At 71.0% G+C, this 18,562-nt stretch carries 26 protein-coding genes; 9 read left to right on the forward strand and 17 right to left on the reverse strand.

The features are described 5' to 3' along the window. Positions 1 to 27: 27 nt before the first annotated feature. The 5 genes from EYW40_RS10775 to EYW40_RS10795 are packed head-to-tail and all read left to right on the forward strand — an operon-like array spanning position 28 to position 3,212. Positions 28 to 615 (forward strand): DUF7504 family protein, encoded by a 588-nt coding sequence (locus EYW40_RS10775; RefSeq protein ID WP_135821604.1) that lies wholly within the window; start codon positions 28 to 30, stop codon positions 613 to 615. A gap of 45 nt (positions 616 to 660) precedes the next feature. Then, positions 661 to 999, forward strand: a complete 339-nt coding sequence (locus EYW40_RS10780) for a DUF7855 family protein (protein WP_135821605.1) — start codon at positions 661 to 663, stop codon at positions 997 to 999. Then, positions 996 to 1,814: a DUF7856 family protein gene (locus EYW40_RS10785; RefSeq protein ID WP_135821606.1), complete on the forward strand. Its 819-nt coding sequence runs from the start codon at positions 996 to 998 to the stop codon at positions 1,812 to 1,814. The genes EYW40_RS10780 and EYW40_RS10785 overlap by 4 nt, the downstream gene beginning before the upstream one ends. A 25-nt stretch (positions 1,815 to 1,839) precedes the next feature. Further along, positions 1,840 to 2,535 carry a DUF7857 domain-containing protein gene (locus EYW40_RS10790; protein WP_135821607.1) on the forward strand — a complete coding sequence of 232 codons (696 nt, stop codon included), beginning with the start codon at positions 1,840 to 1,842 and terminating at the stop codon, positions 2,533 to 2,535. Continuing rightward, the gene (locus tag EYW40_RS10795; RefSeq protein ID WP_135821608.1) at positions 2,532 to 3,212 is read left to right on the forward strand and encodes a MinD/ParA family ATP-binding protein; all 681 of its coding nucleotides are present in this window, start codon (positions 2,532 to 2,534) and stop codon (positions 3,210 to 3,212) included. The genes EYW40_RS10790 and EYW40_RS10795 overlap by 4 nt, the downstream gene beginning before the upstream one ends. Here EYW40_RS10795 and EYW40_RS10800 read toward each other — a convergent pair. From EYW40_RS10800 to EYW40_RS10815, 4 genes are read right to left on the reverse strand one after another with little or no spacing between them, the layout of a single operon-like run. Then, positions 3,175 to 4,140: a nucleoside recognition protein gene (locus EYW40_RS10800; RefSeq protein ID WP_135821609.1), complete on the reverse strand. Its 966-nt coding sequence runs from the start codon at positions 4,138 to 4,140 to the stop codon at positions 3,175 to 3,177. The genes EYW40_RS10795 and EYW40_RS10800 overlap by 38 nt on opposite strands. A gap of 38 nt (positions 4,141 to 4,178) precedes the next feature. Next, the gene (locus EYW40_RS10805) at positions 4,179 to 5,183 is read right to left on the reverse strand and encodes a hypothetical protein (RefSeq protein WP_135821610.1); all 1,005 of its coding nucleotides are present in this window, start codon (positions 5,181 to 5,183) and stop codon (positions 4,179 to 4,181) included. A gap of 48 nt (positions 5,184 to 5,231) precedes the next feature. After that, a complete protein-coding gene (locus EYW40_RS10810; protein WP_135821611.1) occupies positions 5,232 to 5,801 on the reverse strand; it encodes a magnesium transporter in 570 nt (189 codons plus the stop codon). 24 nt (positions 5,802 to 5,825) lie between these two features. Then, on the reverse strand, positions 5,826 to 6,404 hold the full coding sequence (locus EYW40_RS10815; protein WP_135821612.1) for a magnesium transporter: 579 nt from the start codon (positions 6,402 to 6,404) through the stop codon (positions 5,826 to 5,828). A gap of 102 nt (positions 6,405 to 6,506) precedes the next feature. Here EYW40_RS10815 and surE point away from each other — a divergent pair, with 102 nt between their 5' ends. Then, positions 6,507 to 7,340 (forward strand): 5'/3'-nucleotidase SurE, encoded by an 834-nt coding sequence (gene surE, locus EYW40_RS10820; protein WP_135821613.1) that lies wholly within the window; start codon positions 6,507 to 6,509, stop codon positions 7,338 to 7,340. 3 nt (positions 7,341 to 7,343) lie between these two features. On the opposite strand, the gene EYW40_RS10825 is transcribed toward surE, so the two are convergent. The 10 genes from EYW40_RS10825 to thpR all read right to left on the reverse strand — a co-directional run bounded on the left by EYW40_RS10825 (position 7,344) and on the right by thpR (position 13,663). Continuing rightward, the gene (locus EYW40_RS10825) at positions 7,344 to 7,532 is read right to left on the reverse strand and encodes a hypothetical protein (protein WP_135821614.1); all 189 of its coding nucleotides are present in this window, start codon (positions 7,530 to 7,532) and stop codon (positions 7,344 to 7,346) included. Between the two features lie 263 nt (positions 7,533 to 7,795). Next, entirely contained in the window at positions 7,796 to 9,196 is a 1,401-nt protein-coding gene (locus EYW40_RS10830) for a signal recognition particle protein Srp54 (protein ID WP_135821615.1), read from the reverse strand. 47 nt (positions 9,197 to 9,243) lie between these two features. Then, positions 9,244 to 9,804: a response regulator gene (locus EYW40_RS10835; RefSeq protein ID WP_135821616.1), complete on the reverse strand. Its 561-nt coding sequence runs from the start codon at positions 9,802 to 9,804 to the stop codon at positions 9,244 to 9,246. 95 nt (positions 9,805 to 9,899) lie between these two features. After that, positions 9,900 to 11,138: a signal recognition particle-docking protein FtsY gene (gene ftsY / locus EYW40_RS10840; RefSeq protein ID WP_135821617.1), complete on the reverse strand. Its 1,239-nt coding sequence runs from the start codon at positions 11,136 to 11,138 to the stop codon at positions 9,900 to 9,902. Between the two features lie 6 nt (positions 11,139 to 11,144). After that, positions 11,145 to 11,597 (reverse strand): prefoldin subunit alpha, encoded by a 453-nt coding sequence (pfdA, locus tag EYW40_RS10845; protein ID WP_135822059.1) that lies wholly within the window; start codon positions 11,595 to 11,597, stop codon positions 11,145 to 11,147. After that, the gene (rpl18a, locus tag EYW40_RS10850) at positions 11,597 to 11,773 is read right to left on the reverse strand and encodes a 50S ribosomal protein L18Ae (protein WP_135821618.1); all 177 of its coding nucleotides are present in this window, start codon (positions 11,771 to 11,773) and stop codon (positions 11,597 to 11,599) included. Before rpl18a ends, pfdA begins: the two co-directional genes overlap by 1 nt. Positions 11,774 to 11,915: 142 nt before the next feature. Then, on the reverse strand, positions 11,916 to 12,581 hold the full coding sequence (locus EYW40_RS10855; protein ID WP_135821619.1) for a translation initiation factor IF-6: 666 nt from the start codon (positions 12,579 to 12,581) through the stop codon (positions 11,916 to 11,918). A gap of 2 nt (positions 12,582 to 12,583) precedes the next feature. Then, entirely contained in the window at positions 12,584 to 12,862 is a 279-nt protein-coding gene (locus EYW40_RS10860) for a 50S ribosomal protein L31e (protein ID WP_135821620.1), read from the reverse strand. Then, on the reverse strand, positions 12,862 to 13,014 hold the full coding sequence (locus tag EYW40_RS10865) for a 50S ribosomal protein L39e (protein WP_121816662.1): 153 nt from the start codon (positions 13,012 to 13,014) through the stop codon (positions 12,862 to 12,864). Before EYW40_RS10865 ends, EYW40_RS10860 begins: the two co-directional genes overlap by 1 nt. A 79-nt stretch (positions 13,015 to 13,093) precedes the next feature. After that, entirely contained in the window at positions 13,094 to 13,663 is a 570-nt protein-coding gene (thpR, locus tag EYW40_RS10870) for an RNA 2',3'-cyclic phosphodiesterase (RefSeq protein WP_135821621.1), read from the reverse strand. A 389-nt stretch (positions 13,664 to 14,052) separates the two neighbouring features. On the opposite strand from thpR, the gene EYW40_RS10875 reads away from it, so the two are divergent. After that, on the forward strand, positions 14,053 to 14,781 hold the full coding sequence (locus tag EYW40_RS10875; protein WP_135821622.1) for a tetratricopeptide repeat protein: 729 nt from the start codon (positions 14,053 to 14,055) through the stop codon (positions 14,779 to 14,781). Then, on the forward strand, positions 14,778 to 15,071 hold the full coding sequence (locus tag EYW40_RS10880) for a DUF424 domain-containing protein (RefSeq protein ID WP_135821623.1): 294 nt from the start codon (positions 14,778 to 14,780) through the stop codon (positions 15,069 to 15,071). Before EYW40_RS10875 ends, EYW40_RS10880 begins: the two co-directional genes overlap by 4 nt. A gap of 7 nt (positions 15,072 to 15,078) precedes the next feature. On the opposite strand, the gene EYW40_RS19625 is transcribed toward EYW40_RS10880, so the two are convergent. From EYW40_RS19625 to EYW40_RS10895, 3 genes are read right to left on the reverse strand one after another with little or no spacing between them, the layout of a single operon-like run. After that, on the reverse strand, positions 15,079 to 15,273 hold the full coding sequence (locus EYW40_RS19625) for a hypothetical protein (RefSeq protein ID WP_161973195.1): 195 nt from the start codon (positions 15,271 to 15,273) through the stop codon (positions 15,079 to 15,081). A 31-nt stretch (positions 15,274 to 15,304) separates the two neighbouring features. After that, positions 15,305 to 16,177: an ABC transporter permease subunit gene (locus tag EYW40_RS10890; RefSeq protein WP_135821624.1), complete on the reverse strand. Its 873-nt coding sequence runs from the start codon at positions 16,175 to 16,177 to the stop codon at positions 15,305 to 15,307. After that, positions 16,174 to 17,148 carry an ABC transporter ATP-binding protein gene (locus tag EYW40_RS10895; protein WP_135821625.1) on the reverse strand — a complete coding sequence of 325 codons (975 nt, stop codon included), beginning with the start codon at positions 17,146 to 17,148 and terminating at the stop codon, positions 16,174 to 16,176. Before EYW40_RS10895 ends, EYW40_RS10890 begins: the two co-directional genes overlap by 4 nt. Positions 17,149 to 17,293: 145 nt before the next feature. On the opposite strand from EYW40_RS10895, the gene EYW40_RS10900 reads away from it, so the two are divergent. Beyond that, the gene (locus EYW40_RS10900; RefSeq protein ID WP_135821626.1) at positions 17,294 to 18,541 is read left to right on the forward strand and encodes an aminotransferase class V-fold PLP-dependent enzyme; all 1,248 of its coding nucleotides are present in this window, start codon (positions 17,294 to 17,296) and stop codon (positions 18,539 to 18,541) included. The last annotated feature ends 21 nt before the right edge of the window (positions 18,542 to 18,562 follow it).

Consider the following 18,562-nt stretch of genomic DNA (forward strand, 5'->3'; position numbering starts at 1 on the left):
GATTTCAACGATCAGTTCGGTTCGCTAATGAGTGATCGTATCGACTCGCTCGAGGGAGCGTCGTCCGTGCTCGTCCTCTCGCCGACCGGCGGCGACGACGGGGACACGTGTATCGACCTGCTGTCACCCTCCGACCCGGCGTCGACGAACCTGCTTTTCGTCTCGTTTACCGGCCGGCCACAGGACCGCCTCGGCCGGTGGATAGCACGGGCGGGCGGCCGGCCGGCGTCGTCGCACCTCGTCGCCTCGCGGGACGTCGCGGAGCGGCTCGACCCCGACGGGCCGAGGCCCGACGACGTCGACCACGTCGGCTCGCCGAACGACCTGACGGGGCTCAGCATCCGCGTGAGCGAGGTGCTAAACGAGTGGGACGGCTCCGAGGCCCGGAGCGCGGTCTGTTTCGACTCCGTCACCGCGTTGCTCCAGTACGTCGACGTCCGGACCGCCTACGAGTTCCTCCACGTGCTGACCGGCCGGCTCTACGCGTTCGGCGCGACGGGCCACTTCCACCTGGACCCGGACGCACACGACGCGACGACCGTCGCGCAGATGCAGACGCTGTTCGACGCCGTGGTGACCGTCAACGGCGGCGGCGTCACCGTCCGCCGGCAGTAGATTGCAGTAGAAAAATACTAAATTTATGCACCCGATCCACCGGGTGTGCTACTCGTCGTCACCTACTCGCAGGCGGCGCGACAGACGCTGCGGAACGCCTGTTCGAGCCACGAGGGGACGGTCGTCCGGCGGTTCGGCCGCGCGGCGCTGTTCGAGGAGACGGAGCTGGGTGCGCTGCTCGCGCTTCGGCTCCGGGAGAAACACGGTGGGGACGTGCAGGTCGAGCGAACGGAGCCGTTCAACGAGTTCGCCGACGCGCCGGCGGCCGTCCGGGAGGCGGCGGCCGCCTACGAGGCCCGGGACGCGCCGAGCACGCCGTACCCGAAGTTCGCCGCCGGGACGGAGCACCCGTCGCCGGAGCGGCTTCGCGACCGGGAGCTGTGAGGGTCGAACTGGCCGACGAGGTCCGGGAGGGCCGAGCGGTAGCCCTCCGGGACCGCGACGTCTCGCCCGAAACGGTCGCGGCGGCCGTGCGCGAGGGCGAATGGATCGACTGCCCCGAGCCGGGCGCGGTCCACGAGCGGGTGTCCCCGGTGACGGCCGACGCGTCGCCGTCGGTGCGGCCGGCGTTGGCCGCCGCGGCGCGGTCGCGGGGGCTGACCAGCCCGGTCGACGACGCGCTCGCCGACGCCCGGGCGGAACTGGCCGCCATCGACCCGCCGCCGATCGATCACGAGGCCGCCCGGAAGCGGGTCGCCGAGGCGGGCGAACGCGAGGCGGCGCTCGACGAGCGCGTCGCCGAACTCCGCGGCCGGATCGACGCGCTCGCCGGCCGTGACGGCGAGCCCGGCGACGCCACGGACGAGCGGGCCGCGGCGATCCGCGAGCTCTCGGAGGTGCGGACCGAACGCGTCGCCGCCGAGCAGGCGCTCCGTGACGCCCGGGAGGCCGCGCGGGCGGCACGGGACGCCCGCGACCGCCGGCTCCGGCTGGAGGACCGGGTGCGGAACCTCCGGAGCGCCGCCCGCGAACACCTCTCGGCGGCCGTCGCCGAGCCGTTTGCCGACGCCGTGGCCGCCGTCCCGGGCGAGGGACGGGTCGCCGACGAGCCGGCTGGGTTCGAGGGCGACCCCGTGACCGCGGCGCTCGCCGTCGTCCGCGTCGCGGCGGTCGACGCGCCTGTCGTCCTCGCCTGCGACCGCTTCGACTCCGCGGCCGCGGCGGCCGACACGCTCGACGCGCCCGTCCTCACGGTTTAAGTAGGAGAGCGCGGCCAGCGTCGCCATGGTCGAGGTCGAGTGCCGGACGCGACGCGAGGGCGACGTGACGCTCGTCGCGGCGGTCGTGGCGAACAGGACGGAGGTACGGCGGCGGGTGCGCCTGGAGAGCGCGCTCGAGGGCCCCGTCCTGCCGCCGCGGCGACGCGGCGTGCCCGCCGAGGGGTGGGACGACGGCGGTGTCGAACTGGTGCTCGCGGCCGGCGAGCGCGAGGGCGTCGGCTTCGCCGCCACCGCGCCGCCCGCGTCGCCGCCGGTCGAGGTGGTCACGGACGAGCGCGTGTTGCCGGACGAACCGGCGAGCGACGGTGGCGAGGACGCCGACGCGCTGGTCCGCCGGCTCGGTCGCGCCGCGCCGCCGCGGGACACCGTGCCGGCGACGGCGGTGAACGGCCCGGGCCGGGACGACCCCGCCGGAAGCGGCTCCGACGCCGACGTGCCGCCGCCCGTCGCCGAGTGGCTCGCCGCGGTCGAGGAGCGCGTGACCGTCGCGGAGGCCTGTGCCGACGCCGAGACGCTCGCGGACGCGACGGCGGCGGTCGGCGACGCGGGCGGGGTCGACGCCGTCGAGACGGCGGTCGAACGGGTCGACGACGACGCGGCGACGCTCCGCGCCGTCGAACGACGCGCCGCGGCGCTGGCCGAGCGGGCGGCGGCGAGCGCCGACGCGGCCCCCGTCGGGGCGCTCCGGACGCTGTCGTGATCCTCGCCGTCGCGGGCGGGAAGGGCGGCGTCGGGAAGTCGACCGTCGCGCTGAACCTCGGCGCGGAACTGGACGCCGTCGTCGTCGACGCCGACCTGGGGATGGCGGACCTCCCCGAGTCGACCGGCCCGGACCTCCACGACGTGCTGGCGGGGCGGGCGGACCCCGTCGAGGCGGTTCGGGAGGGCGGAGCCGTCGACCTGCTGCCCTGCGGGCGGACGCTGGCGGGGGCGCGGGCCGCCGACCCGACCGAACTGGTCGACGCCGTCGACGCCGTTGCCGCCGCCTACGGGACCGTCGTGGTCGACTGCCCGGCGGGGATGACGGCCGACGCCGGCCTGCCGCTGTTCGCGGCGGACCGCTCGGTGCTCGTCGCCCGCCCGGACGCGTTCGCCGTCGCCGACCTGGTCCGGACGCGGGAACTGGCCCGCGAACTCGCCGCCGGCGTGGCCCGCGTCGCGCTGAACCGGGCCGGGCCGTCGCCGCCGACCGACGACGTGGCGCGGGCGCTCGGCGCGCCGGTGACGGCGATCCCGGACGCCGCAGTCGTCGAGCGCGCACAGCGGGCCGGGACGCCCGTCGGCGAGGTTGCGCCCGGTTGCACGGCCGCCGAGCGGTTCCGGGCGCTCGCCGAGGCGGTCACGGGACCAGAAGCACCACGAGGGCGGCGGCGATGAACGCGACTTTCAGCGCCGTGTTCACGGCGATCACCTTCGAGCCGAACTCGGCCCCCCAGATCCCGTACTGGAACGGGATCGACCGCTTGAACGTCGAGACGGTGAAGGAGACGATGCCGCCGACGAGCATCGTCGCGACCGCGGTCCGCGGGGTGAACGGGTCGTCGAGGAACGGCGCGATGGCGACGGCCCCGCTGGTCGTGTCGAACGCGAAGACGGCGATCACGGGGACCGCCGCCCCGGGGAGCCCCAGCAGGTCGGTCAGCGGTTCGGCGACCGCGGTGGCCTCCCGGAGGTCGACCCTCGCCACCAGCACGCTGACGAGGAGGTAGACGACCAGCAGGCGGGGCAGGATGTCGAGCACCTTGTCCTTCGTGCTCGCGGCCGCGCCCCGGACCTTCTCGCTGAGCGTGCTCTCGTCGGGGTCGGGCCCCTCGACGTCGTCCGGGACGGCGACGGGGTCGACGTTCTCCTCGGAGAGGAAAAGCGCGCCGGCGAGCACGCCGACGACGGTGATGCCCAGGGCGATGGCGGCGCGGGTGCCGACGTACAGCAGGCCGACCTCCGTCCCGAGGATCGGGATCAGCACGGGCGCGTAGAAGGTGAAGATGTGCTGGACGAACCCGAAGAAGGTGTTGATGGTGACGGCGACGAGCGTCGCGCGGTCGTCGAGCGTGCCGGACTCGCGGAACTCCGCGAGCATGCCGTAGCCGGCGGTCGTCGAGGCCGTGGTCGTGAGGATCGCGGTGCCGACCTCGCGCGGGAGGTTCGCCGGGCCGGTCAGCGGCGCGGCCAGCCCCGCGATGTAGCGAACGGCCCCGAACTCCACCGCGAGGTTGGCGAGTCCGACGCCGACGGCGATGAAAAGCGTGATCTTGGCGACCCGGGGGACGACTGTCCCGGCCAGCAGTTCGACGATCCACTGCACGAAAGGAAGTGGTTCCGGCGCGGACTAATGCCCGTCGATCAGCAGTCCTCGGCGGCGTTCACCGCCTCCTCGGCGGCCTCCTGTTCGTCGGCCGCTTCGCTCCGGTCGCCGTCGGCCGCGGCCCGCGCGCTCGCCACGAAGTGCTCGGTGGCGGTCACGAGGTGGCCGCTGCGACACGCCGTGCGCTGGAGCGGCCCGGTGACGCGCTCCGGCGGGCGGGCGTCGAGCGCGGCGGTCGCCGTCTCGCCGGCCGCCCCGAACCGGTCGCCGGCGCGCTCGAACTCCGTCTCCGCGGCCGCGTACTCGTTGGCGTCGGCGCGGTCCCGGCCGGCCGACATGGCGGTCCGGCCGGCGATCAGGTCGCCGTTGGCCCCCGCGAGGGCGTGGAAGCCGTTCGTCAGCGACAGCAACTGGGCGTACGCCTCCCGGATCCGGGATACCTCGACGCTGTCGCGCGACTCCAGCACGTCGGCGCGCAGGTTCTCGACGTCCCCGCGGACGGCTTCGAGCCGCGTCTGGGCCTCGCCCGTCGCGTTCTCGACGTTCGTCACGAGTCCCTCGGCGCGGTCGTACTCCTCGTCCCGGATCGCGGTCTCGGCGTCGGCGGCGTCGGGTTCGACGTCGACGAGCGTCAGGAACGCCCCGTTCATCGCCTCGACGACGCGCACGTACGCCCGGACCTGGGCGACGGCGGTCGCCTGCTCGTCGGACGGTTCGCTCTCGATGCCGTCGAGTTCCGAGCGCGCGGCGTCGGCCCGGTCGGCGACGCCCGCGAACTCGAACGACTCGTCGGCCGCAAAGCGGTCCTGTGCCCCGGAGAGTTCGGCGAGCGCGGTGTTGAGTTCGCCGATGGCGGCCGCGATGGCCCTGTCGACTTCCCGGTTCCCGCCCGACGCCGTGGTGTCGGTGGCGCCCCCACCGCCGCCGGCCGCATCGCCGTCGGTCGCCCCGTCGTCGCCGTCGCTTCCCCCGCTCGAACAGCCCGCGAGGACGAGGCCGACGGCGGCCGTCGACAGCCCTCGCAGGTAGCTGCGGCGTCGCATACCCGCACTCGGGCAGTCCGTGGACTTGACCCTTCTGGCTCGGGGCGCTCACACCAGCACGCGAACGACCCCGAACAGCACGAGCACGCCGAGCACGTCACAGACGTTCGTCACGACCGGGATCACCACGTCGTCGGGATCGAGCTGCAGCCGGTAGGCGGCGTAGGTGGCGACCAGCGTGACGACCACGGCCAGCACGGCGAGGACGGCGCCCGACAGCGTGGCGACGAGGACGACCGTCCCGAAGCCGAGTTCGGTCCCGCCGACGACCAGGGTGACGAGCCAGGCGCTCGCGCCGACCGCCGGGAAGGTCGTCAGCGCGAGCGCGACCGTGGCGACGGCGTTGCCGAGCAGCCGGTCGTCGTCCGGCGCGAAGGAGAGCGTGCCGAGGTGAAACGCCGTCGAGAGCCGCGCCGCGAGGATGCTCCCGAGGTTGCCCGCGGTGCCGATGATGACCGGCACCAGCACGAGCAGGGCGGGGTAGCGCAGCAGCTGGTTCTCGAACGTGTCGAGCACGAGGCCGCTGCCGACCTCCACGACGGTCAGGACCGCAAGCAGCGGGAGCATCGCCCTGGCGATCCCCCGGACCGTCCACGTCGAGCTTCGGTCGCCGGCCATTCAGCCACCCCCCGCGGCCCGCATTCAGCCACCCCCCAGCGCCAGAACCGTTCTTGTCGCGACCAGGAGCATCGCCATACCGAACACGTCGCCCGTCGTCGTCACGACGGGGCCGACGAGCGTGTCCGGGTTCAGCCCGCGGCGGTAGCCGACGAACACGGCCGAGACGACGACGACGGTCAGCGCGACCCCCGACAGCAGCCCCGCGGCCGTGGCGATCGCCGCGAGCGTGAGCAGCGACGCGCTCGGCCGGCCCAGCGACAGGAGAACCGCATATGCGACGACCGCGGCGAAGGCGCTGACGAGCACGCCGTTGGCCATCGCGGCGGTGACCGCCGCGACCAGCCGCTCGTCGTCGGGGTCGAAGGTGGGGGCGACGAGCCCCTGGTGGAGCGCCGACGAGAGCTTCGCGCCGAGCGCGCCGTACACGTTGCCGCGGGTGGCCAGCAGGGCGGGCACGATCACGAGCAGGCCGGCGACCGAGCGCAGTTCCGCCCGCATCCCGCCGAGGACGACCCCCGCGAACAGCCCCCCGACCGCGCTCGCGGCCAGCACCGGCAGCGCCTCCCGGTAGGCGTCGACGGCCACCTCGCGGACGCTCATGGACGGCTCCACGGCCCGGGGGTGGATAAAACGGGGCGACTCCGGCCCGCGGGCGCGACGTATCGGCAGCCTTAGGGGCGCGCGAGCGGATCCGACTGCACCGTGACCGATATCCTCCTCACCAACGACGACGGGATCGACGGCGACGGGCTGGCCGTCCTCCGCGACGAACTCGCCGCCGTCGGCGACGTGACGGTGGTCGGGCCCGCCGACAACCAGTCCGGCGTCGGACGCAAGCGCACCTCCGCGGCCACCCGGGCGGACCACGAGTTCGGCTACGCGCTCGCCGGCACACCGGCGGACTGCGTCGCCTACGGCCTCCGCGGGCTGGACCGGGAGTTCGACCTCGTCGTGTCGGGCTGTAACCACGGCCCGAACATGGGCGCGTACGTCCTCGGGCGCTCGGGCACCGTCGGCGCGGCGATGGAGGCGGCGTTCCTCGGCACGCCCGCCGTCGCGGTGTCGGCCTACCACAACGTCGAGTTCTTCCCGCACCCGCCGGCCGACTACGACTTCGACGAACCGGCCCGCGTCGCCCGCGAACTGGTCGAGCGGTCGCTGGAGGCGAACGTGTTCGAGTCGGTCGACCTGCTCAACGTTAATGCGCCCATCGGCGCGACCGACCCACGCATCCGCGTCACGCATCCGGACGGCGACTTCGACGTGCTCGTCGACCACGACCCCGAGGTGCCCGACGACGTGGAAGTCGCAGACGGCGAGCGCTACGTCGAACTCCGCGACAAGTTCTGGCCCCACACCGTCGGCTACGAGAACCCGTTCCCGAACGTCGAGGAGGTGCGTGACCGCTACGACGAGGGGTCGGACCGCCGCGCCGTCGTCGACGGCGAGGTGAGCGTCTCGCCGCTGTCCGCGCCGCGAACGGCCACCCACCACGAGAAACTGGACGCCATCGTCGAGACGCTGAACGCGCGGTAGCGGTCAGTCGTCGGAGCCGATGGCGACGAAGAGCAGGCCGAGGAAGTACACCGGTATCGCCCAGAGGAGAACGAGCGCGAGGTAACTGAAACCGGTCAGCAGCGGGTTGTCGGCCGACCCGGAGGACGTTCGGAGGAACGTCGCAACGACGAACCACAGGGTCAGGACGTTGATCGTCTTGTTTTCGACCATTCTATCGTGAAATCTCCCACGAACCGGATTACAGTTTCGTCTCCGGCGCGCGGGAGTGCTGCACCGACATGACCCGACGGCCGCGGCGCGTGTCCGCCGACGGGGAAGGGCAGGCCGGCGCGGAGTCATACGGATCGTCGTTGGAAAGCATACGCCGCCGAAGGCGGCGTTTCACCGCGCGAGCGTGGCGAGCGCGGCCTTTTTGGTCGAGCTTTTTGCCGCGAGCGGTGCGCGGAGCGCACCCGAGCGGGAAAAAGGTCGTCTCAGAAGGGAAAGTCCCCGCCGCCCATGCCGCCGCCACCGCCGCCGCCCTGGTTTTGCATCTGTTTCATCATGCGCTGCATGTCCATGTCGCCCTGGCCCATGCCCTGGAACTGCTTGATGGTGCGTTCCATCATCTTATGTTGCTGGAGCAGTTCGCGGACGCGGTCCTCGGGCTGGCCGCTGCCGCGGGCGATGCGCTCGGTGCGGCTCTGGCCGATCTTGCGGGGGTTCTCCAGTTCGTCCTCGGTCATCGAGTCCATGATGACCTCGAAGCTCCGCATGCGCTCCTGGGTAACGTCCATCGCGTCGTCGGGCAACTGGTCCTTGATGCCGCCGCCGAGGCCGGGGATCATGTCCATCACCTGGTCGAGCGGCCCCATGCGGTTCATCGCGTCCATCTGCTTTTTCATGTCCCGGAGGGTGAACTGGCCCTGGAGCATGTCCTCGGGGTCCCAGTCGTCGTCGTCCTCCTCGCGGCTCTCCGCCATCGCGCGCTCGACGCGCTCGGTGAGTTGCTTGAGGTCGCCCATCCCGAGCAGGCGGGAGATGAAGCCGTCCGGCTCGAACCGCTCGACGTCCTTGACCTCCTCGCCGGTGCCGAGGAAGGCGATGGAGGAGCCGGTCTCGTTGACCGCCGCGAGCGCGCCGCCACCCTTCGCCGTCCCGTCTAACTTGGTGATGGCGACGCCGTCGATGCCGATCGACTCCTCGAACTCCTGGGCCTGATCCTTCGCGCTCTGGCCCATCGCGGCGTCGATGACGAGCAGGTTGCGGTCGGGGTCGGCGGCGGCCTCGATCTCCTCGATCTGGTCGATGAGCTCCTCGTTGAGGCCGTCGCGGCCGGCCGTGTCGACGATGCGGACGTCGGCGTCCTCGGTGGCGTCGAGGCCCGCCTCGGCGATCGCAACGGGGTCGTCCTCGTCGGGGTCGCCGTAGAAGTCGACCTCCGCGCGCTCGGCCATCTGCTTGGCCTGGTCGTACGCGCCGGGGCGGTCCGTGTCGGTCTGGATGACCGCGGGGCGGAGGCCCTTCTTCGAGAACCACCACGCCATCTTGGCGGCGGTGGTCGTCTTCCCCGAGCCGTAGAGGCCGGCGAGCAGGATCGTCTGCTCCTCTAAGGGCAGTTCCGTGCTCTCGCCGACGAGGTCGACCATCTCCTCGTAGACGATGCGGAGGACGTGCTCGCGGGCGGTGGTGCCGGCGGGGGGTTCCTCCTCCAGGGCGCGCTCCTTGATGCCGTCCGACAGGTCCATCACGAGCGAGACGTCGACGTCGGCCTGCAGGAGCGAGCGCTGGATCTCCTTGACGACCTCCTCGACGTCCTCCTCGCTGATTCGGGACTTGCCGCGGAGCTTGTCGAGGGTGCCCCGCAGGGAACTCCCGAGATCGTCGAGTACCATTATTACCCCGACGTACGGCACCACCGCGTTAAAGCCTTTTTCTCGGGCTACGACCCGCGGTCGATGGCGGCGAACCCGTCGACAAGGTCGTCGAACTCGGGCACCGAGTCGCGCAGCCCCGACTCCAGCCGGTCGGCCGTCGACCGGAGGTCGTCGTAGGCGGCGTGTTCGGCGAGGACGTGGGACGGCTTCCGGGCCTCCAGCGCGCCGAGTTTCGCGCGGGCGGCGAGGTACTGACGGAGCCGTCGGTCGCGGTCCAGCGCGTCGACCTGGTGGTCGATCGCCGCCCGCAGGTCGTCGTGTTGTACCGGCTTGGGGAGGTAGTCGTCGAACTCCATGTCGACGATGTCGAAGTCCGGGTCGACGGCCGAGACCATGATCACCCCGAACGGCCGGTCCGCGGGCAGTTCGTCGAGCAACCGGTCGCCGGACAGCCCCGGCATCCGGCGGTCCAACAACACGACGTCGACCGACTCGTCGAGCACGCCCACCGCGTCGCGGGCGTCGTTTGCGGTCCGTACGTCGTAGTCGCTGCGCAGCCACAGCGAGTACATGTCGGCGAGTTTCTCCTCGTCGTCGACCACGAGGACGGTCGGGTTCTCTGGCATGAGTGGCGCTCGCCCCGTTGATTGCCGATCTAGTCGGCGACAACGTATCAAAAAGATAACGGTACGCGGGCGCGCGCCGCGGTCCCGCTGGGGACCTACTCCCCGCCGACCAAGCGCTCGACCATCTCGTCCGGGTCGAACCGCTCGATGTCGTCGTACTCCTGGCCGGTCCCCAGGAAGAGGATCGGCTTGCCCGTGACGTGGGCGATGGAGATGGCCGCGCCGCCCTGCGGGTCGGCGTCGGCCTTCGTGAGCACCGAGCCGTCGATGGCCGCGGCCTCGTCGAACTGCTTCGCGCGCTGGACCGCGTCCTGTCCGGCGACGGCCTCGTCGACGAACAGCGTCATGTCCGGACCGACGACGCGGCCGATCTTCTCCAGTTGGTCCATCAGCCCCTCGTCGGTGTGGAGCCGGCCGGCCGTGTCGCCCAGCACCACGTCCACGTCGTTGGCCTCGGCGTACTCGACGGCGTCGTAGATGACGGCCGCCGGGTCGCCGCCCTGCTGGTGGGCGATGAGCTTCCGGTCCAGGGCGTCGGCGTGCTCCTGTATCTGCTCGTTCGCGCCGGCGCGGTACGTGTCGCCGTTCGCCAGCACGGAGGAGTAGCCCCGGTCTTCGAGGTAGCGCGAGAGCTTCGCGATGGTCGTCGTCTTGCCGACGCCGTTGACGCCGGTGAAGATGATCACCAGCGGCTTGTCGGCCTCGGCGACCCGCTCGTCGAAGTCGAACTGGCCGACGCTGATGACCTCCAGAAGCGCCTCGCGCAGCGCGTCCTCGACGACCGACCCCGTGCTCTCGGTGAACCCGCGGGTCTCGCCGACGAGTTCCTCGCGGAGGGTGTCGAGTATCTCCTCCGCGACGCTCATCTCGACGTCGCTCTCCAGCAGCGCCATCTCCAGCTCCCAGAGGGGGTCCTCGAGGTCCTCCTCCTCGATGACGAACTTCCCGGTCGCGACCGCCTTCGCCTTGCGGGCGAAGCCGGTGCCGCCGGAGTCGTCCGATCCCTCGGCGTCGTCCGCGTCGGCGTCGTCGGATCCTTCGGCGGGGCCGCCGTCGTCCTCGGGCAGCGGCGCGTCGTCCTCGCGCGGGACCGCCTCCGCGGCGGTGGCCGTCTCGGGGGACTCGGCCTCGGCGACCGCCTCCTCGGCCTCCTCGACGGCCGCGTCCGACTCCGGATCGCCGACGTCGTCGGGAGCCGGCTCGCCGTCGGCGGTCGTCTCGGCGTCCGCCTCGGGGTCGACCTCGTCCGCGTCGGCCTCCTCGGCCTTCTCCTCGGCGACCTCCTCGGCGTCGTCGCGGAAGCTCCCGAGCTTGTCCTTCAGGCTGTCGAACATCGCCCGTTACTCGCCGTCTTCCTCGCCCTGCATCTGCTGCATCTGCTGTTGCATCTGCTGCTGTTGCATCTGCTGGGCCTGCTGCTCCAGTTCCTCGCTTTCGGCCTCCAGCTCGGCGATCTCCGAGTTCACGTCGTCGATCCGGTCGTCGACGTGTTCCTTCTTGTTCTCCAGCGTGTCGACGGCGTCGTCCTGCTCGCGCTCAGCGGCGTAGCCGCCGCCGAGGCCGACGATGACCTCGTCGATGTCCTGTACTTCCGCGCGGAGGTACGCGTCGCCGCCCAGCGGCACCTGCACCGTCGACCCCGTCTCCAGCGTCTCGATGGCCTCGATGGCCTCGTCGATCTCGGTCTTCTCGGTCTGGAGCTCCTCGACCTCGCCTTCGAGCGCCTCGACCTCCTCCTGGATCTCCTGGATCTCCTGGGAGATCTGCTGGAGCTCCTGCTGGCCACCGCCCATCATTGTGCCTCGACCTCCGAGACCTCGATCTGGGTGCGCTTGAGCCCGTGGTGGCTGCCGAGCCGGGAGTAGACGTACTCCTCGGCGACGTTCTCGTTTTCGGCGTCGACCGTCTTCTCGAACCGGGACCAGCCGTCCCGACTCTGGAACTTGCCGTTGACAGTAAACTCGCTCATGCCTCTCCCTCCGACCTTGCGCCGGAAGTATCTTCCTACCTGCGTCGCCCGGCGGCGGCGAGAAGATCCCCGGGCGGACTGCCCTGAACAGTTCCGGATCGGTCGACAATAGCGTGGCCCGTCCGAAAAACAGCGGTCCGCCTCAGTCGATGTAGCCGAGCGCGTCCTCGATGCGCCCGAGTTCGGGACCGGTGGTGTCCTGCCCGGCGACGTAGCCGTGGGTGTTGGCGACGAGGCCGGAGCCGACCAGCGGTGCGCCGTAGTTTATCGTGCCGATGTCGGCGTGCACGTCGAGCAGGTCCTCCAGGAAGTCCAGCTCCCCGTCGGTCGTCTTGGGGTGACAGAGCACGCCGTCGTTCGTCGCGACCGCGGCGGTGCCGACGGTGCGGACGCCGGCGAGTTCGCCGCGCTCGACCGGCACGTCGAGCGCGTCCTCGACGACCTGGACCGCCTCCTGGGGCAGGTCGGGGTGGACGTACGCGCCGGCGTCGTTGGCCAGCACGACGTTGCCGACGGAGTTGATGCGGGCCGGCAGCTCCGTGACGGGCACGTCGACGGCCGCTTCGATGCGCTCGCGCTCGACGTCGCGGAGCTGGCGGCTGACGAGCAGCCCGTTCTCGTTGCCGGTGGCGAGCGCGCCGACCGTACTGGAGCCGCCGACGGTCGTCTCGACGGCCGGGACGTCGAGTTCGTCCTCGATGTCGGCCACCAGGTCGTCGGGGACGTCGGGGCGGATCAGCAGACACCGGTCTGTCGCGCGTGCGAACACACCGACGTACGACGACCCGGAGAACGCGGCGCGGAGCAAAGTTACTCTGCGTACTCTGCTTCGACGACGCCCCGCCCCTCCTCGTCGAAGCGGGCGGCGCGGACGCGGAGCTTGCTCGGCGGGTTCTTGCGGCCCTGCGACCAGACGGCCTCGTTGATCGAGGGGTCCAGTCGCACGGCGTCCTCCTCGACGGAGAAGTGCTGGGCGAGGTGCTCGCGGACGAGCGTCATCGCCTTGTCGGCGCGCTTGTGCTTTGCCTCGGCCTTCGCGTCGCGCAGCGGAACGGTGACGACCCGCTCCTCGAAGTCGCTGGCGCTCATTATTCGTCGGTGTCGTTACGCCGCCAGTTGCGCCGCTTGGGGTTTCGCTGGACCTCCATGTCCGTCTTCATCATGACCCACGCCGGCACCCGGCTGTTCTGGTTCTCGAGCTTCGCGAGCCGCTTTTTCTTGGCCTTCGATTTCTTACCCATAGTGGCCCCAACTACCCCACGCCCGCTTAAAATCTTGTTCCTTTGGGGCCGCGGCCGCCGGGCCGGCGGCGAAACCCCATCACAGCGGGAACGACTCGACCGTCGAGTACGTCGGGCCGTCGTCGGTCAGGACGCTCTCGGTCAGGCGCACCTCGTCGACGGCCATCTCGCCGACGGTCGGGTGGCGGTTCTCGACGACGTCCTGCACCCGCTCCTTCCCGCCGGCGTGTTCCATCCGGGCGAGCGTGACGTGGGGCGTGAAGTCGTGGTCCTCGGGGTCGAACCCGACCGCCGTCGTCTCGGCCTCGATCCCCTCGTGGAGCGCGGCCAGTTCGTCGCTTCCGACCTCGACGCCGAGCCACACGACGCTGATGTAGTCGAGGCTCGGAAACACCCCTAGCCCGGCGAAACGCGCCGGGAACGCGCCGTCGATCCCGGCGGCGTCGACGCCCCGCTCGACCCCGCGCTCGACGGCGGCGGTCACCTCGTCCAGCCGGCTCTCGTCGACTTCGCCGAGGAACTTCATCGTCACGTGGGCCTGCTCGGGGTCGGTGACGTTCAGCCCGCCCGCCCCCTCGAACAGTTCCTGGACCTCCCGGACCGAGTCGGCCAGTTCGTCCGGCAGGTCGACGCTGACGAACAGTCGCATAGTGGATCGACGACAGCGCGAAGCTTGAAACCACACCCACGGATCGTGGCAATCGGTCAGGGCTGACTGTTTTGGTCGCAACCGATGTGGTGATCGGATCGGTGACCGTATTGGTGACAAAACTGCCCGGGCTTCATAGCTCGGCCGACTCGCCGGGCGGCCAGCGCGAGCACGCGGCGCTCCGACGCGCCGCGTGCGAGCGTCCGGGGGAGGGCAGGCGCTCGAAGCGTGTCGCGGCGACCGCCGCGACTCGCGCAGACTGGCGGTTCCTTAGCGAGAATCGCGCAGCGATTCTGGCGGCGGACATTGAAAGGGCGAGGCGCGACCGCCAGGGAGCGCCGAGGGCTTTCTTCGTAGGGCTTAACCGCGCTCCCGGCCTAACGCTGGCCATGACTGAGGACCACGACGACCATCAGTTCTCCGAGGGGCAGGGCTTCAGCGACCCCTACGACGAGTTCGACCTCGACCCGCCGGAACTCGACGTCGACCCGGACAAGGTCGACCCCGTCGACTCGCGGGTCGTATCGGACCTGCTCGACGAGTCGGCCATCGCCGACGAGCAGGTCGACGCGGACTCGCTGGTGGACGTCGGACTGGAGTACACCCGCATCAACCGCTACGAGCAGGCGACCGACGCGTTCGAGCGCGCGGCCCGCTTCGCCGACGACGACCTAGTCGAGCAGGAAGCCTGGACGAACAAGGGCGCGGCCCACGCCGAACTGGAGGAGTGGGACGCCGCCATCGGCGCGTACCGCGAGGCGCTGTCGATCGACGACTCCAGCGAGCACGCCGCGAGCGCGGAGACGAACCTCGCGTACGCGCTGTGGGAGTCCGGGCAGAGCGAGCAGGCCTTAGAGCACGCCGAGCGCGCCGTCGAGATCGACGAGCGGTTCGCGCAGGCGTGGTACAACCGCGGCTTCTTCCTGCTGGAGCGCGGGCTGGCCGAGGACGCGCTCAACAGCCTCGACAACGCGATCCGGCTGGGGATGCGCAACTCGACCATCCTAGAGGAGAAGGCCCGCGCGCTGGAGGAACTGGGCGAGTGGGAGCGCGCCGAGGAGATCGCAGAGGAGGCCGAGGAGATCCGGAAGGAGGCCGAGCAGGAGCTGGTAGAGTGATCGTCAACGAGCGCGACACGGAGGAGGGGCTGCTCGTCGCGGTGTGTGACGACGGCCTGATCGGCGAGACGTTCGCGGAGGGCGACGTGTCGATCACCGTCTCCGAGGAGTTCTACGGCGGCGAGCGCGTCGACGAGGCGGCCGTCGTCGACAGCCTCGCCCGCGCGACGGTGGCAAACATCGTCGGCCGCGAGGCCGTCGAACTGGCGATCGACGAGGGGTTCGTCGAGGAGGGGAACGTCCTCGAAGTCGAGTCGACGCTGCACGCCCAGATGCTGTCGCTGGTCTGAGCGCCCGTCAGGCGTCTTCCTTCGGCGGGCCGGTGATCGAGACGTTCAACAGGACGATGCCGAGCAGCGCCGCGGCGGCCACGCCGAGCCCGACCACGAAGAGGCCGCTGTCGAACGCCAGCGCCGCGACGGCGTGGAACGCGCCCGCGAACGCGACGCCGAGCAACAGGAGGCTCACGCCGAGCGAGCGTTTCGTCGCCATACGCCCCCTCGGGACGGGAGCGGAATAAACCTCACCCGAGGTCGGCCGTGCGGAACCGCAGGTAGCCGACCGTCATCGGGACGGCGAACCACGCGACCAGCACCGCGACGGCCGACCAGGGTTCGAGGTAGAACGGCAGGTCGCCGGCGACGGCCGCCGACAGGTCGCTGGAGGCCACCGACGGGATGCCGACGCCGTACTGGAACAGCACCGGGAACACGTCGACGCCGGACAGCTCCGTCGCGACGACGGCGAACGCCTGCATCGGGTTGAGCCGCTCCAGAAGCAGGTAGCCGCCCTCGATGGGCAGCGTCGGGGCGCTGTCGTTCAGCAGGTAGTAGACGCCGGCGGTCAGCAGCTTCCAGAAGCCGATGAACACGATGTAGGTCCCGACGGTCGCCGCCATGGCGCGGCCGCGGGAGGCGCTCGCCGCGGAGACGCCGACCGCGATGCCGACGAACGCGAAGCCGAGCAGCAGCGTCGCCAGCAGCAGGCCGCCGAGCGCGGCGAGCGGGAGGGCGCCGAACAGCGCCAGCGAGAGCGCGACGGCGACGGCGAAGGCGGTCAGGACCGCGGCGGCGAGGACGCCGCTCCGGCCGACCAGCTTCCCCAGCACCACGTCGCCCCGCGTCGGCGGCAGGCCGAGCAGGAGCTTGATGCTGCCCGAGCGGCGCTCGCCGACGACGGACATGTAGCCGACGATCAGCGCGGAGATGGGGACGAGCACCTGCAGCGGCAGGGCGAGCAGCCCAACCATCTCCTCGGCGGCGGTGTCGTGGCCCCAGTTCCACACCGCGACGTAGGCGATCCCGACCAGCAGGACGAGCAGGCCCGTCAGCGACCAGAGCATCCGCGACCGGAGGGCGTCCTCGAAGTCCTTCCGGGCGACGACGCCGACGCTCATGCCATCACCTCCGGGGCGTCGGCGTCGGGAGCGTCGTCCGACTCCGCGTCGGCGAGCGCGGCCGGGTCGTCGCCGGTGAGCCGCGCGAACAGTTCGTCGATGTCGTGGTCCTCGACGTCGATGTCGCGCACCGTCGCGCCGGCGTCCTCGATGCGGTTTATCGCGGCCGCCTTCGCGGCCGGGTCGGTACAGCGCACGGAGACGACGCTCCCGTCGCGGTCGACGCCGCTGACGCCGTCGAGGTCGGGGAGCCGCTCGACCGCCCGCTCGGGGATCGGATCGAGCGTCAGGTCCAGCCGGGCGTCGCCGCCGAACCGGTCGTTGAGCTCCGCCAGCGTCCCGACGGCGACGAGTTCGCCGTCGCTCATGACGCCGACGCGGTCACAGACCTCCTCGACGTGTTCGAGGATGTGGCTGGAGAAGAACACGGTCGTCCCGCGCTCGGCCTCCGCCCGGACCAGTTCCTGCATCTCGTTGATCCCGGTCGGGTCCAGCCCCGAGGACGGCTCGTCCATGATCAGGAGGTCGGGGTCGTCGACCAGCGCCATGCCGAACGCGAGGCGCTGGCGCATCCCCTTCGAGTAGCCGCCGGCCGGCCTGTCGGCCGCCTCGGCGAGGCCGACCCGGTCGAGGATCGCGTCGGGGTCGCCGTCGACGCCCTTCGCCCGCATGGTGAACCGGACGTGCTTGCGCCCGGTCAGGCGGCCGTACAGGTCGAACCCCTCCGGGAGGACGCCGACGCGCTCGTGGACGCGCTGGGACTCGGACTGCGCGTCGTGGCCGAGCACCGTCGCCGTGCCCTCGGTGGGCCGGACGAAGTCCAGTAGCATGTTGATCGTCGTCGACTTCCCCGCGCCGTTCGGGCCGAGGAAGCCGAACACCTCGCCCTCCTCGACGGTGAGGCTCACGTCGTCGACGGCGACGAGGTCGCCGAACCGTTTCGTCAGGCCGTCGGTTTCGATCGCAGTCATCTCGATTCGTACGTGGCGGGCGTCCCCCTTAGTGGGGAAACGACGGTCGCTGGCCCCGCAACGCGGGGAAAGATATTTATCCACGTCCGGACCGCGACCCACGGGATCGAAGGAGTGTTCTGCCTCCAGCCCCTCCGATCCGGCAATGGAAACCAGCGAGTCCGCGCCGCTCGACGTCGCGTCGATACGGGAGGAGTACCCGATCCTCCAGCGGGAGTTCGACGGGGAGCAGGTGGCCTACCTGGACAACGCCGCGACGACCCAGACCCCCGACCGGGTCGTCGACGCCATCGCCGACTACTACCGGACGACGAACGCCAACGTCCACCGCGGCATCCACCACCTGAGCCAGGAGGCCTCGCTCGCCTACGAGGAGGCCCACGACCGCGTCGCCGAGTTCGTCGGGGCAAACGGCGGCCGCGAGGAGCTGGTGTTCACGAAAAACACCACCGAGGCCGAGAACCTCGTTGCCTTCGCCTGGGGCCTGAACGAACTCGGCCCGGGCGACGAGATCGTCACCACCGAGATGGAGCACCACGCGTCGCTGGTGACGTGGCAGCAGATCGGCAAGCGCACCGGCGCGGACGTGAAGTACGTCCGGGTCGACGACGACGGCCGCCTCGACATGGACCACGCGAGGGAGCTGATCACCGACGACACCGAACTCGTCAGCGTCGTCCACGTCTCGAACACGCTCGGCACCGTCAACCCGGTCGCCGACATCGCCGACATCGCCCACGACCACGACGCCTACGCCTTCGTCGACGGCGCGCAGGCCGTGCCGAACCGCCCGGTCGACGTGGAGGCGATCGACGCCGACTTCTACGCCTTCTCCGGCCACAAGATGGCCGGGCCGACCGGGATCGGCTGCCTGTACGGCAAGAAGGAACTGCTCGCGGAGATGGAGCCCCACTACTACGGCGGCGGGATGATCCGGAAGGTCACCTTCGAGGACTCGACGTGGGCGGACGTGCCCTGGAAGTTCGAGGCCGGGACGCCGGTCATCGCGCAGGGCGTCGCACTCGCGGAGGCCGTCGACTACCTCGAAGACATCGGGATGGAGCGGATCGAGCGCCACGAGGCGGCGCTGGCCGAGTACGCGTACGACCGCCTCGCGGAGTACGACGACGTCGACCTGTACGGCCCGGAGCCGGGGGCGGAGCGGGGCGGCCTCGTCTCCTTTAACCTGGAGGGGGTCCACGCCCACGACCTCGCGAGCATCTGCAACGACTTCGCCGTCGCCGTCCGTGCGGGCGACCACTGCACCCAGCCGCTCCACGACGAGATGGGCATCCCGGCGTCCGTCCGGGCCTCCTTCTACGTGTACAACACCCGCGAGGAGGTCGACCGGCTGGTCGAGGCCATCGACGCCGCGCGCGAACTGTTCGCGTAACCGCGTCGCCGACCCGGCGAC

It is taken from the genome of Halostella litorea, assembly GCF_004785955.1.
In the GTDB taxonomy this organism is placed as follows: domain Archaea; phylum Halobacteriota; class Halobacteria; order Halobacteriales; family Natronoarchaeaceae; genus Halostella; species Halostella litorea.